This window comes from Pseudomonas sp. B111, from assembly GCF_026428275.1.
In the GTDB taxonomy this organism is placed as follows: Bacteria; Pseudomonadota; Gammaproteobacteria; order Pseudomonadales; family Pseudomonadaceae; genus Pseudomonas; species Pseudomonas aeruginosa.
The window spans coordinates 5,851,806-5,868,348 of the sequence record NZ_CP097857.1; the positions used below are offsets into that span (position 1 = coordinate 5,851,806).

General features: G+C 68.0%; 11 protein-coding genes. 9 read left to right on the forward strand and 2 right to left on the reverse strand.

Features of this window, described 5'->3' with window-relative positions; translation table 11 throughout:
• Window positions 1-28: 28 nt before the first annotated feature.
• Together M6E97_RS27135 and gshB are read right to left on the reverse strand one after the other, a co-directional pair.
• Window positions 29-922 (reverse strand): TonB family protein, encoded by an 894-nt coding sequence (locus tag M6E97_RS27135; RefSeq protein ID WP_003084580.1) that lies wholly within the window; start codon window positions 920-922, stop codon window positions 29-31.
• A gap of 146 nt (window positions 923-1,068) precedes the next feature.
• Window positions 1,069-2,022, reverse strand: coding sequence for a glutathione synthase (gshB, locus tag M6E97_RS27140; RefSeq protein ID WP_003100943.1), 954 nt, complete (start codon window positions 2,020-2,022; stop codon window positions 1,069-1,071).
• Between the two features lie 254 nt (window positions 2,023-2,276).
• On the opposite strand from gshB, the gene pilG reads away from it, so the two are divergent.
• The 9 genes from pilG to M6E97_RS27185 all read left to right on the forward strand — a co-directional run bounded on the left by pilG (window position 2,277) and on the right by M6E97_RS27185 (window position 16,523).
• Complete coding sequence (gene pilG / locus M6E97_RS27145) at window positions 2,277-2,684, forward strand: twitching motility response regulator PilG (RefSeq protein WP_003084583.1); 408 nt, start codon at window positions 2,277-2,279, stop codon at window positions 2,682-2,684.
• 46 nt (window positions 2,685-2,730) lie between these two features.
• The gene (pilH, locus tag M6E97_RS27150) at window positions 2,731-3,096 is read left to right on the forward strand and encodes a twitching motility response regulator PilH (RefSeq protein ID WP_003084587.1); all 366 of its coding nucleotides are present in this window, start codon (window positions 2,731-2,733) and stop codon (window positions 3,094-3,096) included.
• Between the two features lie 50 nt (window positions 3,097-3,146).
• Window positions 3,147-3,683 carry a chemotaxis protein CheW gene (locus M6E97_RS27155; RefSeq protein WP_003084590.1) on the forward strand — a complete coding sequence of 179 codons (537 nt, stop codon included), beginning with the start codon at window positions 3,147-3,149 and terminating at the stop codon, window positions 3,681-3,683.
• An 84-nt stretch (window positions 3,684-3,767) separates the two neighbouring features.
• Window positions 3,768-5,816, forward strand: coding sequence for a chemotaxis chemoreceptor PilJ (gene pilJ, locus M6E97_RS27160; protein ID WP_003084592.1), 2,049 nt, complete (start codon window positions 3,768-3,770; stop codon window positions 5,814-5,816).
• A 60-nt stretch (window positions 5,817-5,876) separates the two neighbouring features.
• Window positions 5,877-6,752, forward strand: a complete 876-nt coding sequence (pilK, locus tag M6E97_RS27165) for a type 4 fimbrial methyltransferase PilK (RefSeq protein ID WP_003084594.1) — start codon at window positions 5,877-5,879, stop codon at window positions 6,750-6,752.
• An 11-nt stretch (window positions 6,753-6,763) separates the two neighbouring features.
• Window positions 6,764-14,194: a chemotaxis signal transduction system protein ChpA gene (gene chpA, locus M6E97_RS27170; RefSeq protein ID WP_034005214.1), complete on the forward strand. Its 7,431-nt coding sequence runs from the start codon at window positions 6,764-6,766 to the stop codon at window positions 14,192-14,194.
• On the forward strand, window positions 14,187-15,218 hold the full coding sequence (locus M6E97_RS27175) for a chemotaxis protein CheB (RefSeq protein ID WP_003084598.1): 1,032 nt from the start codon (window positions 14,187-14,189) through the stop codon (window positions 15,216-15,218). Before chpA ends, M6E97_RS27175 begins: the two co-directional genes overlap by 8 nt.
• Window positions 15,215-15,721: a chemotaxis protein CheW gene (locus M6E97_RS27180; RefSeq protein WP_019485126.1), complete on the forward strand. Its 507-nt coding sequence runs from the start codon at window positions 15,215-15,217 to the stop codon at window positions 15,719-15,721. The genes M6E97_RS27175 and M6E97_RS27180 overlap by 4 nt, the downstream gene beginning before the upstream one ends.
• A 7-nt stretch (window positions 15,722-15,728) precedes the next feature.
• A complete protein-coding gene (locus tag M6E97_RS27185; protein WP_003111539.1) occupies window positions 15,729-16,523 on the forward strand; it encodes an AraC family transcriptional regulator in 795 nt (264 codons plus the stop codon).
• Window positions 16,524-16,543 lie beyond the last annotated feature (20 nt).

The window sequence follows — 16,543 nt, forward strand, 5'->3', positions numbered from 1 at the left end:
GGACGCGAGAAAGCCAGCCTTGCCGGCGCTACTTGCTGGACAGCCGGTCGCCGCGTTCGAAGCGCCAGGTACGGATGATCTCCAGCCGGTCGATGTCGGCCAGGTCGCCGCTGAACGGCGCGTAGGGCGCGGCCAGGCGGACGATGCGCTGGGCGGCCTGGTCGAGGATCGGCTCGCCGGAAGACTCCAGCACCTGCACCTCGTAGATGGTGCCGTCGCGGTTGATCGACACCAGCAGTCGCAGGCTGCCGTAGAGCTTCTGCCGGCGGGCCTCGTCGGGGTAGTTGAGGTTGCCGATGCGTTCGATCTTCTTGCGCCAGTCTTCCTTGTACCAGGCGCCCTTGTCGCGCATGGTCGAGGCGGCGCTCAGGCGGTGGATGCGCGGGCGCTTGGCGTAGGCCTGCTGCTCCTTGGCCAGGTCGGCCTCGAGGCTGGCGATTTCCGCCGACAGCTGGGTTGAGTCGAAATGCGGCGCCGGCTTGGCGACCTGCTCGGCCTTCTGTGCCTGGGTCTTGCTCGGTGCCTTCTGCTGGCGCTGGCGGGTGGTGGTCACCGCGGCCTTGGGCGCCTCTTCGCTCCTGGCCTGCTTCGGCGTAGCCGGCGGCGCGACTTTCTTCACCTGGTTGTCCTGGAACGGCGCGACCTCGGTGGTCTTCGGCGCGGCCTTGTGCTCCAGGGTTCCGCTGCCCTGCTGGTTCATCTGCGCGAGGTAGTCGGCCTTCTCCGGCGCCTTGTCGCTCTTGAAGGTGGCCAGGGTGATTTCCAGGGTCTTGCTGATCTGGCTCGGCGCGGGCATGGAGAAGCCCACCCCGAGGATGAAGGCGACGTGCAGGATGGCTGCGATGAACAGGGTGAAGCCCAAACGGTCCGCCGGGCGGACGCCGGCAGCGGCGGAGGGGGACTTGAGGACGGCGGCGTTCATTGCGGATCGTGGTGGCTGGCGTGGGGCGAAGTCTGCCGATGGGGGGCGGAAAAGTCTATGACGCACTCCGCGCCTTGGACACGCGGTCGCTCGCCGTGGCGCATCGGCCGGGCCGAGACGGGCGGACCGGGGCCCGCCCGCGCGATTCAGCGGGCAGCCAGCTGGGCGGCGATGGCGTCCATCAGCTTGTCGCCGATTCGGGTGTCGAAGGCCTGGTCGATCTCGCGGATGCAGGTCGGGCTGGTGACGTTGATTTCCGTCAGATAATCGCCGATCACGTCGAGGCCGACGAACAGCAGGCCGCGCTCGCGCAGGTGCGGGCCGACCTCGGCGGCGATCCAGCGGTCGCGCTCGCTCAGCGGCTGGGCCACGCCGCGGCCGCCGGCGGCGAGGTTGCCGCGGGTCTCGCCCTGGGCGGGGATGCGCGCCAGGCAGTAGGGCACCGGTTCGCCGTCGATCATCAGGATGCGTTTGTCGCCGTCCTTGATTTCCGGCAGATAGCGCTGCGCCATGATCTGCTGGCTGCCATGCTGGGTGAGGGTCTCGAGGATCACCGAGAGGTTCGGGTCGCCTTCGCGGTGACGAAATATCGACGAACCGCCCATTCCGTCCAGGGGTTTGAGAATGATGTCACGATGCTCGGCGGCAAACTCGCGCAGAATATCGGATCGCCGGCTGACCATCGTCGGCGGAGTGCACTGGGTGAACTGCGTGGCGAAGAACTTCTCGTTGCAGTCGCGCAGGCTCTGCGGCCGGTTCACCACCAGGGCGCCGGCACGCTCGGCCTGTTCCAGCAGGTAGGTCGAATAGACGAATTCGTTATCGAAGGGCGGGTCCTTGCGCATCAGGATCACGTCCAGTTCGTGCAGCGGTTGGTCGCTTTCCGCTTCCAGTTCGAACCAGCGGGAGGCATCGTTGAAGACCTTCAGCGGGCGCATGCGTCCACGCGCGACGCCGGCCTTCTGGTAGAGGTCCTGCTGTTCCATGTAGAACAGCGACCAGCCGCGGGCCTGGGCAGCCAGCAGCATGGCGAGCGAGCTGTCCTTCTTGAAGTTGATGCGCGCGATGGGGTCCATGACGATCCCGAGGCGTACGCTCATGGGAATTCCTCCGAAAGGGGGTGGGTTGTCCGGTCGCGGCGGGGAGGCCGCGTGGCAAGCGGGTTTGACGCTCAGGTTGGCGCCCCGTTTGCGCTTGGTCAAGGAAAAAGCCGGCCTGTTCCGGGCATTATGGATAGAGTTGCGTCGAGTGTGCTAAAAAGGCCCGCGATTGGGTCGCAGCCCGTCGGTGACAGGGCGTTAGCGCACTGAAGAAAACACAGAAGAATGATTCACCGAGTCGATATAGGGCGAACATGGAACAGCAATCCGACGGTTTGAAAGTGATGGTGATCGACGATTCGAAAACGATTCGTCGCACCGCCGAAACACTGCTGAAAAAGGTCGGTTGCGACGTGATCACGGCAATCGACGGCTTCGATGCCCTGGCGAAGATCGCCGATACCCATCCGAACATCATTTTCGTCGACATCATGATGCCGCGCCTGGATGGCTATCAGACCTGCGCCCTGATCAAGAACAACAGCGCGTTCAAGTCCACCCCGGTGATCATGCTGTCCTCCAAGGACGGCCTGTTCGACAAGGCCAAGGGGCGCATCGTCGGCTCCGACCAGTACCTCACCAAGCCGTTCAGCAAGGAAGAGCTGCTGGGCGCGATCAAGGCACACGTACCCAGCTTCACCCCGGTGGACGCCGTTTCCTGATATCCGGCCGCATGGCCGTTGATGCTTATTTCGTGATGGGGATCCCATGGCTCGTATTTTGATTGTTGATGACTCTCCGACCGAGATGTACAAGCTGACCGCCATGCTGGAAAAGCATGGTCACCAGGTACTCAAGGCCGAGAACGGCGGCGACGGCGTCGCCCTGGCCCGCCAGGAAAAGCCCGACGTGGTCCTGATGGACATCGTCATGCCCGGCCTCAACGGCTTCCAGGCGACCCGTCAATTGACCAAGGACGCCGAGACCAGCGCCATCCCGGTGATCATCGTCACCACCAAGGACCAGGAGACCGACAAGGTCTGGGGCAAGCGCCAGGGCGCTCGCGACTACCTGACCAAGCCGGTGGACGAAGAGACCCTGCTGAAAACCATCAATGCGGTGCTGGCGGGCTGAGCCCGTCGCAGCGCATCGCTCACCCTGACCCCGGAAAGACCAGGCCCCGCATGTCGGACGTTCAGACCCCCTTCCAGCTCCTCGTCGACATCGATCAGCGCTGCCGACGCCTGGCCGCCGGCCTGCCGGCCCAGCAGGAGGCGGTGCAGAGCTGGAGCGGGATCGGCTTCCGCATGGGCGGGCGGTTCTTCGTCGCCCCCATGGGGGAGGTCGGCGAAGTCCTGCACGAACCGCGCTACACCCAGCTGCCGGGCGTGAAGACCTGGGTCAAGGGGGTGGCCAACGTACGTGGCCGCCTGCTGCCGATCATGGACCTCTGCGGTTTCCTCGGCACCGAACTGTCGCCCTTGCGCAAGCAGCGGCGGGTGCTGGTGGTGGAGCACCTGGACGTGTTCGCCGGCCTCATCGTCGATGAGGTGTTCGGCATGCAGCACTTCCCGGTGGACACCTTCAGCGAACAGCTGCCGCCACTAGAAGCGGCACTGCAACCCTTCATTCATGGCGTCTTCCATCGAGAGCAGCCGTGGCTGGTGTTCAGCCCGCATGCGCTGGCGCAACACCAGGGCTTCCTCGACGTCGCCGTATAAACAGCTTCACCGGTTGGGCCGGTCTGCCGGCCCGTGTCGTGACATGGAAATCGTAATCGTGGTCGGTCCGGGCGGGGGCCAAATATGAAGAAAATCAACGCAGGCAATCTTTTCGCGGGCATGCGCAGCAGCTCGGTGATCGCGGGGCTGTTCATCGTCCTCATCGTCTCGATCGTGTTGCTGTTCGCCAACTTTGCCTACCTCAACACCCAGTCGAACCATGACAAGCAGTACATCGGCCATGCCGGCGAACTGCGCGTCCTGTCGCAGCGGATCGCGAAGAACGCCACCGAAGCGGCGGCGGGCAAGGGCGAGGCGTTCAAGCTCCTGAAGGATGCGCGCAACGACTTCGAGAAACGCTGGAACATCCTGGTCAACGGCGACGAGAGTACATCCCTGCCGCCCAGCCCCGAAGCGGTGAAGCCGCAGATGGACGTGGTGCAGCAGGACTGGGACGGCCTGCGCAAGAACGCCGACTCCATCCTCGCCAGCGAACAGACCGTACTGTCCCTGCACCAGGTGGCCTCGACCCTCGCCGAAACCATCCCGCAGCTGCAGGTGGAATACGAAGAGGTGGTCGACATCCTGCTGGAGAACGGTGCCCCGGCCGACCAGGTCGCGGTCGCCCAGCGCCAGTCGCTGCTCGCCGAACGTATCCTCGGCTCGGTGAACAAGGTGCTGGCCGGCGACGAGAACTCGGTGCAGGCCGCCGACAGCTTCGGCCGCGACGCCAGCCTGTTCGGCCGCGTACTGAAGGGCATGCAGGAAGGCAACGCGGCGATGAGCATCTCCAAGGTGACCAACGCCGAGGCGGTGGATCGCCTGAACGAGATCGCCGAACTCTTCGAGTTCGTCTCCGGCTCGGTGGACGAGATCCTCGAGACCTCGCCCGACCTGTTCCAGGTCCGGGAAGCGGCGAACAACATCTTCAGCGTTTCGCAGACCCTGCTGGACAAGGCCTCGCAACTGGCCGACGGCTTCGAGAACCTGGCCGGCGGGCGTAGCATCAACCTGTTCGCCGGTTACGTCCTCGGCGCCCTGGCCCTGGCCTCGATCATCCTGATCGGCCTGGTGATGGTGCGCGAGACCAACCGCCGGCTGGCCGAGACCGCTGAGAAGAACGACCGCAACCAGGCCGCGATCCTGCGTCTGCTCGACGAGATCGCCGACCTCGCGGACGGCGACCTGACCGTGGCCGCGACCGTGACCGAGGACTTCACCGGCGCCATCGCCGACTCGATCAACTACTCCATCGACCAGCTCCGCGAACTGGTGGAGACCATCAACCAGACCGCCGTGCAGGTGGCCGCAGCGGCCCAGGAAACCCAGTCCACCGCGATGCACCTGGCCGAAGCCTCCGAGCACCAGGCGCAGGAAATCGCCGGCGCCTCGGCGGCGATCAACGAAATGGCGGTGTCGATCGACCAGGTATCGGCGAACGCCTCGGAATCCTCGGCGGTAGCGGAACGTTCGGTAGCCATTGCCAACAAGGGCAACGAGGTGGTGCACAACACCATCACCGGCATGGACAACATCCGCGAGCAGATCCAGGACACCTCGAAGCGAATCAAGCGCCTCGGCGAATCGTCCCAGGAGATCGGCGACATCGTCAGCCTGATCAACGACATCGCCGACCAGACCAACATCCTCGCCCTGAACGCCGCGATCCAGGCGTCGATGGCTGGGGACGCGGGCCGCGGCTTCGCCGTGGTAGCGGACGAGGTACAGCGACTGGCGGAACGTTCCTCGGCGGCGACCAAGCAGATCGAGGCGCTGGTGAAGACCATCCAGACCGACACCAACGAAGCGGTGATCTCGATGGAGCAGACCACCTCCGAGGTGGTCCGCGGCGCGCGCCTGGCCCAGGACGCCGGTGTGGCCCTGGAGGAGATCGAGAAGGTATCCAAGACCCTCGCGGCACTGATCCAGAACATCTCCAACGCCGCCCGTCAGCAGGCATCGTCGGCCGGCCACATTTCCAACACCATGAACGTCATTCAGGAGATCACCTCGCAGACCTCCGCCGGTACCACCGCCACCGCGCGGAGCATCGGCAACCTGGCGAAGATGGCGAGCGAGATGCGCAACTCGGTATCCGGCTTCAAACTGCCGGAGGGCGTGGAGCAGGCCTGAGCATAGGCGCGGCGGCCGCCTGGCGGGCGCCGCGTCGACACCTTGGACGAGGGGCACGGCATGCAGGCGAACGGCGTCTGGTCACTGCAGCCGCTGGCCGATATGTCGGCAGCGGAGTTCCGCGACTGGCAGGTCCTGTTGGAGAACCGCACCGGCGTGGTGCTCAACGAGCAGCGCCGGACGTTCCTGCAGGCCAGCCTGACCGCGCGCATGCGTGAACTGGGCATCGGCGACTACCACAGCTACTACCGCCAGGTGACCGACGGTCCGCGTGGCGCAGTGGAGTGGGCGACCCTGCTGGACCGCCTGACCGTCCAGGAAACCCGTTTTTTCCGTCATCCCCCGTCTTTCGAGCTGCTCGAGCGCTACCTGGGCGAGCGCCTGCGCCGCGAAGGCATGCCGCGGCCCTGGGCCCTGTGGAGCGTCGGCTGCTCCAGCGGCGAGGAACCCTACTCGCTGGCGATGTGCGCCGCGCAGGCGTTGCGCGGGCAGGAACGGGAAGATTTTTTCGGCGTCACCGGGACGGATATCAGCCTTCACGCCCTGCAGCGGGCGCGGCAGGCGAACTATCCGGCCCGCAAGCTGGAGCAACTGGAGGCCGGACTGGTCGAACGCTATTGCGAACGCCAGGCCGACGGCAGCTTCAGCGTGAAAACGATACTGACCGAGCGCGTCTGCTGCGCCCGGCTGAATGTGCTGGACCTGGCGAAGGCGCCCTGGTCCGGCATGGACGTGATTTTTTGTCAGAACCTGCTGATCTACTTCCGTCGCTGGCGACGGCGCGAGATCCTCAACCGGTTGGCCGAACGGCTGGCGCCGGGAGGCTTGCTGGTGATCGGGGTCGGCGAAGTGGTCGACTGGAGCCATCCGGAGCTCGAGCCGGTCGCCGACGAGCGGGTCCTGGCCTTTACCCGTAAGGGGTACTCAGGCACATGAATGGAGTGGCTATGGGTGACCGGCACGACTACGTCGCTCTGGAATGGGTGAAAGGCGAGATCGCCGAAACCCTGAAACAGGCGCGCCAGGCGCTGGAAGCGTTCGTCGAGAACCCGCAGGACCCGACCCGCATGCGGTTCTGCCTGACCTACGTGCACCAGGTGCAGGGCACCCTGCAGATGGTCGAGTTCTACGGCGCGGCCCTGCTCGCCGAGGAAATGGAGCAGTTGGTCCAGGCCTTGCTGGACGGTCGCGTGCCGAACCAGGGCGAGGCCCTGGAAGTGCTGATGCAGGCGATCCTGCAACTGCCGGTCTACCTCGACCGGATCCAGACCGCCCGGCGCGACCTGCCGATGGTGGTCCTGCCGCTGCTCAACGACCTGCGCGCCGCGCGCGGCGAGAAGCTGCTCTCGGAAACCAGCCTGTTCGCGCCCGACCTGTCGCAGCGCCAGCCGCAACTGGACGGCGAGGCCATCGCGCAACTGCGCACCGACGAACTCGGCGGCTTGCTGCGCAAGCTGCGCCAGACCCAGCAGATGGCCCTGGTCGGCCTGCTGCGCAACCAGGACGTGGCCACCAGCCTCGGCTACCTGGCGCGTGTCTATGCGCGCCTGGAGGGCCTGTGCCGCGAGGCACCGCTGGGGCCGCTGTGGAGCATCGCTTCCGGCCTGGTCGAGGGCCTGGCCAACGGTAGCGTGGTCAACAGCGCCTCGGTGCGCACCCTGCTGCGCCAGCTCGACCGCGAACTCAAGCGCCTGGTCGAGCAGGGCGCCGACGGCCTGAACCAGGCCGCGCCGGACGAGCTGGTGAAGAACCTGCTGTTCTACGTGGCCAAGGCGCCTTCGCAGTCGCCGCGAATCCGCGCACTGAAGGAACAGTACCGCCTCGACGAGGCGCTGCCCGACCACGAGACGGTGGATGCCGAGCGCGCCCGCCTCGCCGGACCCGACCGCGACGCGATGCGTTCGGTGGTCGGTGCGTTGTGCGAGGAACTGGTGCGGATCAAGGACAGCCTCGACCTGTTCGTGCGCAGCGACCGTGGCCACCCCTCGGAACTGGACGCCCTCCTGGCGCCGCTCAAGCAGATCGCCGATACCCTGGCGGTGCTCGGCTTCGGCCAACCGCGCAAGGTCATCCTCGACCAGTTGGACGTCATCCACGCCCTGGCCCAGGGCCGCCGCGAGCCGAGCGACGCGATCCTGATGGACGTCGCCGGCGCGTTGCTCTACGTCGAGGCCACCCTGGCCGGCATGGCCGGTCCCGGCGACGAGCGCAACAGCGAGGAAAGCCGCCTGCCCACCACCGATGTGGCGCAGATCCACCAGTTGGTGATCAAGGAAGCGCGCAACGGTCTGGAGCAGGCCAAGGACGCGATCATCGAGTTCATCGCCTCGCAGTGGAACCACGAGCACCTGGCCCGCGTGCCGGAGCTGCTGACCCAGGTCCGCGGCGGCCTGGCGATGATCCCGCTGGAGCGCGCCGCGACCCTGCTGGAAACCTGCAACCGCTATATCCAGGAACAGCTGCTGGCGCGCAAGGCGGTGCCGGACTGGCAGAGCCTGGATACCCTGGCCGATGCCATCACCAGCGTCGAGTATTACCTGGAGCGCCTGAGCGAGGACCATGCCAGCCAGAGCGACCTGATCCTCGACGTCGCCGAGGACAGCCTGGCGAACCTCGGCTATACGCTGAAACCGAATTCGTCGGCCCCGGCCGAGCCCGGCCTGTCCGGGCCCGCTGCCATCGAGTCCCCGGCTGCCGAGCCGGAGAGGCCGGAGGCGGTCGTCGAGGTCGCCGAGACAGCGGAGCAACCGCCCGCCGACACGGCTCCTGCCGAGGCGGCGAGGGAAGATGCCCCGCTGCTGGCCAGCGACGACAACTGGACCCTTGGCGAAGTCGCGCCCGACGCCGGCGAGCCGTCCCTCGACCTGGCCCTGGACCTGCCGCTGGACGATTCCGCCGAAGTGCCGCCGGCGTTGCCGGAGGTGGTCGAGGAGAGCGGCCAGCCGCAGTCGACCCCGGCGCCTGCCCGCAGCTTGGACGATTTCAGCCTCGACGAGATCGATCTCTCCGGCCTCGACCTGCCCGCCGATGCGGCCCCGGCCTCCGGGCCGGCGGCCCTGGCGGACTGGTCGCTGCCGGAGCAGTGGGGGCTCGGCGATGACCTGGCGCAGCCGGCGCAGGCCGACGAGACGTTGGATCTGAGCCTGGAGGAGCCGGCGCTGTCCTTCGACGCACCGCTGGAAAGCCTCGAGCCGTTGCCGGCGCTGGAGCCTTTCGACGGCTCCGCTGAACAGGAGCTGGTTCTCGATGCGCTCGATCCGCTGCCGCTGGATGTAGCCTTGCCGGAGGTGGAGGGCGAGGTGTCCGCCTGGGAGGGCTCGAGCCTGGAGGAACTGGATCTTTCCGACCTCGATCTCCCCGAGGTGCAATTGCCCGAGGCCGAGGCGCCGCCTGCCGCCGAGGCGCTCGCCAGCGCAGCGCCGGCCCTGTCTCTGGCCGAGGTGATGGCTGCGCCGGTGCAGCCGATCAACCCGCCGGCGCAGAACGTTCCGGTCAGCCTGCTGCCGCCGCCGGCCGACGAGGAGCCGGTGGACGAGGAACTGCGCGAGGTCTTCATCGAGGAGGCCGGCGAGGTCCTGGAGACCCTCGGCCGCTACCTGCCGGCCTGGAAAGCCGACCACGACGACCGCGACGCGCTGACCGAGGTACGCCGTGCCTTCCATACCCTCAAGGGCAGCGGACGGATGGTCCGTGCCCTGGTGATCGGCGAACTGGCCTGGTCGATAGAGAACCTGTTCAACCGCGTGCTCGATCGCAGCATCGCCGCCAGCGAGCCGGTGCAGCGAGTGGTGGACCAGGTCGTGGCCCTGTTGCCGGAGCTGGTCGAGGAGTTCGCCGCCAATGCCCAGCGCCAGCGCGACGATGTCGACCTGCTGGCGGCCACCGCGCATGCCCTGGCCAAGGGCGAGCCGCTGCCGGAACCGCCGGCGCCGGACGACGGCGGAGTACCGCCGGAGGCCGGGGCGGAGCAGCCGCCGAGCCTGGAGAACGGCGTCCAGGCGCCGCCATTGGCCGACGCGCCGCAGGCCGCTGCCGAGGCGCAGAGCGACGTCGAACTGCTCGATCCGCAACTGCTGGAGATCTTCACCAACGAGGCGGAGACCCATCTCGAGGCCCTGGTCGGCTTCCTCGCCGACTGCGCCCGCGAACTGCCGCAGCCGGTCACCGATGCCTTGCAGCGTGCCCTGCATACCCTCAAGGGCAGCGCGCACATGGCCGGCATCCTGCCGATCGCGGAGATCGCCACGCCGCTGGAAAAACTGGTCAAGGAATACAAGTCCAACCTGCTCGCCTTCGACCTGCGCGAAGCCGAGTTGCTGCACGACGCCGAGCAACTGTTCCGCATCGGCCTGGAACAGGTCGGTGCGCACCGGCCGTTGAACCCGATCCCCGGCAGCGATGCGCTGCTGGAGCGTATCGAGGCACTGCACCAGGAGCGCATCGCCTCGCTCGAGGCCGAGCGCTACAGCGATGCCGGCGAGCGCCGCGATCCGTTGCTGATCGAGGCGTTCCTCGTCGAAGGCATGGACATCCTGCTGGACGCCGAGGACTTGCTCGAGCGCTGGCACGAGCATCCGCAGGAGCGCCAGGAGCTGAGCGCGCTGCGCGAGGAACTCAGCGCTCTGGACCAGGGCGCCCGGCATGCCGAGCTGCCGCAGGTGGAAGAACTCTGCCAGGCCTTGCTGGCGCTCTACGATGCCGTCGAGGAAGGCCGCCTGGCGGTCAGCCCGGCGTTCTTCGAGGAAGCCCGCCAGGCCCATGAGGCGCTGATCGGGATGATGGACCAGGTCGCCGCCGGCCTGCAGGTCACGCCGCGTCCGGAGCGGGTCGCGGCCCTGCAGGAACTGTTGGAAGCGCCCGCCGCCGAGGCCGTTCCGTTCATCGACCCGGAGAGCCTCGGCGCCGACGATTTCCCCCCGGAAGACGAAGAGCTGGCCCTCCCCGAGGCGGTCTTCGAAGAGGCCGGGACGCCTGCCGAGGAGACCGTACCGGCAGCGCCTGCACCGGCTCCCGGCCGCGAGCTGGACGAGGAAATGGTGTCGATCTTCCTCGAAGAGGCGGTGGACATCCTCGAAAGCGCCGGCCAGGCACTGGCCCAATGGCAGGCCGAGCCGGGCGCGCTGTCTTCGCTCAGCGCCCTGCAGCGCGACCTGCACACCCTCAAGGGCGGCGCACGAATGGCCGAGATCGCCGAGATCGGCGACCTGGCCCACGAGCTGGAGGCCCTCTACGAAGGACTGGTCGACCGCCGTTACCAGCACTCCCCGCAACTGGCCGGATTGCTGCAAGCCTGTCACGACCGCCTGGCCGAACAGCTCGACCAGTTGAGCGCCGGCCAGCCCCTGGCCGACCCGCACGACCTTATCCAGGCGATCCGCCGGTTCCGCCAGGGCCCTCTGGCCGAGGCCGCGACACCGGGCGAGGCGGAAAGCCCCGTCGAGGAACTCGTTGCACCGGCCGTCGAGGTGCCCGCCGCGCCTGCCGCGACGCAGCCGCCCGCTGCGGAGGCGTTCGAAGAGCGCGATCCCGAACTGGTGGAGATCTTCCTCGAGGAAGGCTTCGATATCCTCGACAGCGCTGCCGCCGCGTTGCAGCGCTGGATCGACGACGTCGACAACACCATCGAACTGGAAGCCTTGCAGCGCGACCTGCATACCCTCAAGGGCGGTGCGCGGATGGCCGAGATCGGCGAGATCGGCGACCTCGCCCATGAGCTTGAATTCCTCTACGAAGGCCTCTGCGGCGGACGCCTGCGCGCCAGCCCGGCCTTGTTCGGCCTGCTGCAGCGCTGCCACGACGAGCTGGCCGAGATGCTCGAGGCGGTGCGTGGCCACCGCACGCTGCCCGACGGGCAGGCGCTGATCGCGGAGATCAGACGCCTGCGCAGCGATCCCGACGAGCAACTGAGCGTACCCACCAGCGTCAGCCTCAAGCCGCTGGCGGCGAAGGGTGCGGCGGCCGACGAGAGCGAGATCCTCGACATCTTCCTCGAGGAAGCCGACGACCTGCTGGAGAACCTCGAACTGGCGCTCGGCCGCTGGGACGGCGGCAACGGCGACGCCCAGCCGCTGGACGACCTGCTGCGGATCCTGCACACCCTCAAGGGCGGCGCGCGCCTGGCCGGGCAGACCGAGCTGGGCAACCTGGCCCACGACCTCGAGCAGCATCTCACCGATGCGCAGCAACAGGGCGCGCCGTGGCCGGACAGCCTGCTGCTGGATGCGCAGTCGGGGCTGGAAGGCCTGCAGCGGCAGGTCGACCTGTTGCGCGAGCGGCTGGCCGAGGACGACGAGGCCGGTGAACGGCCCGAGCCCGCCCAGGCGCTGGTCCAGGCCGACGATACCGACCGCGCGGTGGCCTCCGCGCTGGCCGAGCTGACCCGCCTGGCCCCGGCGGCCGGCGCGATCATGGCGGCCGAGGCGGCGCCTCCGGCTGCCCCGGCCACCACCCTGCCGTTCGTGCGCAAGGCCCAGGAGGCGGCCCAGGAGGCCGCTTCCCGGCGTGCCCCGCAGGAACTGGTGAAGGTGCCGGCGGAACTGCTGGAGAACCTGGTCAACCTGGCGGGCGAGACCTCGATCTTCCGCGGCCGGGTCGAGCAGCAGGTGAGCGACGTCGGCTTCACCCTCGGCGAGATGGAGTCCACCATCGAGCGGGTGCGCGACCAGTTGCGCCGCCTCGACACCGAGACCCAGGCGCAGATCCTCTCGCGTCATCAGGCCGATGCCGAACGCGCCGGCTACGAAGAATTCGACCCGCTGGAAATGGACCGCTATTCGCAGTTGCAGCAGCTCTCGCGCGCACTCTTCGAATCGGCCTCCGACCTTCTCGACCTGAAGGAAACCCTGGCGGCGAAGAACCGCGACGCGGAGACCCTGCTGCTGCAACAGGCGCGGGTCAACACCGAACTCCAGGAAGGCCTGATGCGCACCCGCATGGTGCCGTTCGATCGGCTGGTACCGCGTTTGCGGCGGATCGTCCGGCAGGTGGCCGGCGAACTCGGCAAGCAGGTCGAGTTCGTGGTCGGCAACGCCGACGGCGAGATGGATCGTACCGTTCTCGAACGCATCGTCGCGCCGCTGGAGCACATGCTGCGCAACGCCGTGGACCACGGCATCGAGTCCGGCGAGACGCGCCGCGCGGCGGGCAAGCCGGAGCACGGTACGATCCGCCTGAACATCGGCCGCGAGGGCGGCGACATCCTCCTCACCCTCTCCGACGACGGCGCCGGCATCCGCCTCGACGCGGTACGGCGCAAGGCCATCGAGCGTGGCCTGATGAGCGCCGACAGCGACCTCAGCGATCATGAAGTGCTGCAGTTCGTGCTCGAGTCCGGTTTCTCCACCGCCGAAAAGGTCACCCAGATCTCCGGGCGCGGCGTCGGCCTCGACGTGGCCAACTCCGAGGTCAAGCAGCTCGGCGGCTCGGTGAGCATCCAGACCGAGCCGGGCCAGGGCACCCGCTTCAACGTGCGGCTGCCGTTCACCGTGTCGGTGAACCGGGCGCTGATGGTGCTATCCGGCGAGGATCTCTACGCGGTGCCGCTGAACACCATCGAGGGCATCGTGCGGGTTTCGCCCTACGAACTGGAGGCGCTCTACGACCAGCGCGGCGAGGCGGGGCTGGATACGCCCAGCTTCGAATATGCCGGGCAGTCCTACGAACTGAAGTACCTCGGCGAGCTGCTGAACAACGGCCAGGAACCCAAGCTGGTCGGCCAGTCGCTGCCCTTGCCGGTGATCCTGGTGCGCTCCTCGGAGCATGCGGTGGCGGTGCAGGTCGACTCGCTGGCCGGTTCCCGCGAGATCGTGGTGAAGAGCCTCGGTCCGCAGTTCGCCGGGGTCGCCGGGATTTCCGGGGCGACCCTGCTCGGCGATGGCCGGGTGGTGGTGATCCTCGACCTGCTGGCGACCATCCGCTCCCGGCACGCGCTGCTCGGCCAGGAAAACCGTCGCGAACGCCTGGCGCTGCGCCAGGAAATGGCGGCGAGCGAAAGCGAGCAGCAGCGGCCGCCGCTGGTCATGGTGGTGGACGACTCGGTCACCGTGCGCAAGGTCACCACCCGCCTGCTGGAGCGCAACGGCATGAACGTGCTGACCGCGAAGGACGGCGTGGACGCCATCGCCCAGCTCCAGGAGCACCGTCCGGACATCCTCCTGCTGGACATCGAGATGCCGCGCATGGACGGTTTCGAGGTCGCCACCCTGGTGCGCCACGACGAGCGCCTGGGCAACCTGCCGATCATCATGATCACCTCGCGGACCGGCGAGAAACACCGCGAGCGCGCGCTGGGCATCGGCGTCAACCAGTACCTCGGCAAGCCTTACCAGGAAACCGAGCTGCTCGAAGCCATCCAGTCCCTGGTCGGCCAGCATGAGTGAGCGCGCCACCCCACGGGTCGCGGTGATCGCCGACACCTCGTTGCAGCGCCACGTGCTGCAACAGGCGCTGCTCGGCCATGGCTACGAGGTGGTGCTCAACGCCGACCCGGCCAGGGTCGACGACGCCGCGCTGGAGTGCGCGCCCGACCTGTGGCTGGTGGACCTGACCCAGCAGGACGACTCGCCGCTGCTGGACAGCCTGCTGGAGCAGGACCGTGCGCCGGTGCTGTTCGGCGAGGGCCACGCGCCGGAGCGGCATACCGAACATTACCCGCGCTGGGAGCGGCGGCTGATCGGCAAGCTGAAGCGCTTGATCGGCGACCCCAGCGATGGCGTTGGCGACAGCCTCGGCGCATTGCTCGACGAGGAGCGTCCGCCGCGCCTGGAGATTCCCGGCGACCTCGCGGCGATGCCGCTGCAGGCCGGCGAAGCGGCCCGCGAGGTGTGGCTGCTGGCGGCCTCGCTCGGCGGCCCGGCGGCGGTGAAGGCATTTCTCGACGCCTTGCCCGGCGGCCTGCCGATCGGCTTCCTCTATGCCCAGCACATCGACGCCAGCTTCGAGCAGAACCTGCCGCAGGCAGTCGGCCGGCACAGCCAGTGGCATGTGAAGAACGTCCGCGACGGTGAAGCGCTGCGTTGCGGCGAGGTCATGGTGGTGCCGGTGCTGCACGAACTCGGTTTCCACCACGACGGGCGGCTGAAATGCAGCCAGCGTCCCTGGCCGGAACCCTACACCCCGTCCATCGACCAGATGATGCTCAACCTGGCCCAGCAGTTCGGGCCCGACTGCGGGGTGATCGTCTTCAGCGGCATGGGTAGCGACGGCAGCGCCGCTGCCGCCTACGTGCGGCGCCAGGGTGGCGAGGTATGGACCCAGCGCGCCGACAGTTGCGTCTGTTCGAGCATGCCGGACAGCTTGCGCGAAGCCGGTTACAGCAGTTTCAATGCCAGCCCCCGCGAACTGGCCGAGGCATTGGTCAAGCATCTGGCCGCACGCTGCGCGCCGACAGGAGTCGAAACATGAACCAGGCCGTGATCGAGCAGGATGGCATGAGCCGGAACACCCCAGCCAACCCGACCCCGGACAGCCTCACCGGGCTGCTCCTGCCGCTGAGCGACCGCACCCTGCTGTTGCCCAACGTCGCCGTGGCCGAACTGATCGCCTATCGCAACCCGCAGGTCGCCGCCGGCGTGCCGCAGTGGTACCTGGGCCAGGTGGCCTGGCGCGACCTGCGCCTGCCGCTGCTGTCCTTCGAGGCGGCCTCCAGTGGCGAACAGCAGCCGGTACTCGGCAGCAGCGCGCGGGTGGTGGTCATCAACGCCCTCGGCGGACGTCCCCATGTGAAATTCCTCGCCCTGCTGGTGCAGGGCATTCCGCGCTCGGTGCGGCTGGACGCCAATCTCGCGGGCACCGCCGCGCCGCTGGCGGCGCTGGAACTGGCGGCGGTGGACATCGGCGGCGAAACCGCGCGGATTCCGGACCTGGCCGGGCTCGAAGAGAAGCTCGCCGACGCCGGCCTGATCTGAGCCGTCCATGGCCGGCCTGCAACACGCGCGGATCGGCGCCTCCCTCGAGGTCGCCAGCGCCAGCCTGGCCGGGCACCGCTTCGAGAAGCACAGCCACGACGAGTTCGTCATCAGCGCCAACCTCTGCGGATTGGAAGATGTCTGGCTGGATGGCCGTACCTTCCAGGCCGACAGCGGCGACCTGACCCTCTACAACCCGGGGCAGATCCAGGGCGGCGGCGTCCGCGACGGCCAGCCCTGGCGCTTCGCCAGCCTCTATCTGCCTGCCGCCGAACTGGCGAGCAGCCTGGATCTTTCCTCCGTCGAGTTCGACCGCCCGCTGCTGCGCAGTCCGGCGCTGGGCCGCGAGTTGGCCGCTAGCATCGAAGCCTTGCTGGCCAGCGACCGCTTCGCCCGCGAACGGGGCGAGGAGCGCCTGCTGGAGTTCCTTGGCCGCCTGCTGGCGGCGAGCGGCACCCGCCTGCCGCAGAGGGCCGATCCTGGGCGCCCGGCTGTCGCCCGCCTGCAGGCGCTGCTCGCCGAGCGCCTGGCCGAGCCGCCGGACCTGGATGGGATGGCGGAGCAGGTGGGCCTGTCGAAATACCACCTGCTGCGGGCGTTCAAGAAGGCCACCGGGCTCAGCCCGCGCCAGTGGAGCATGCAACTGCGCACCCGCCGCGCCCTCGGCCTGTTGCGCCGTGGCCTGGCGGTGGGCGAGGTGGCCCACGCCCTGGGCTTCGCCGACCAGAGCCACCTGACCCGTTACTTCACCAGCGCCTACGGCATTTCGCCGGGCCGCTACCAGCGCGCCGTGCGCGGCTGAACTGCGCAATCCGGTTCAAG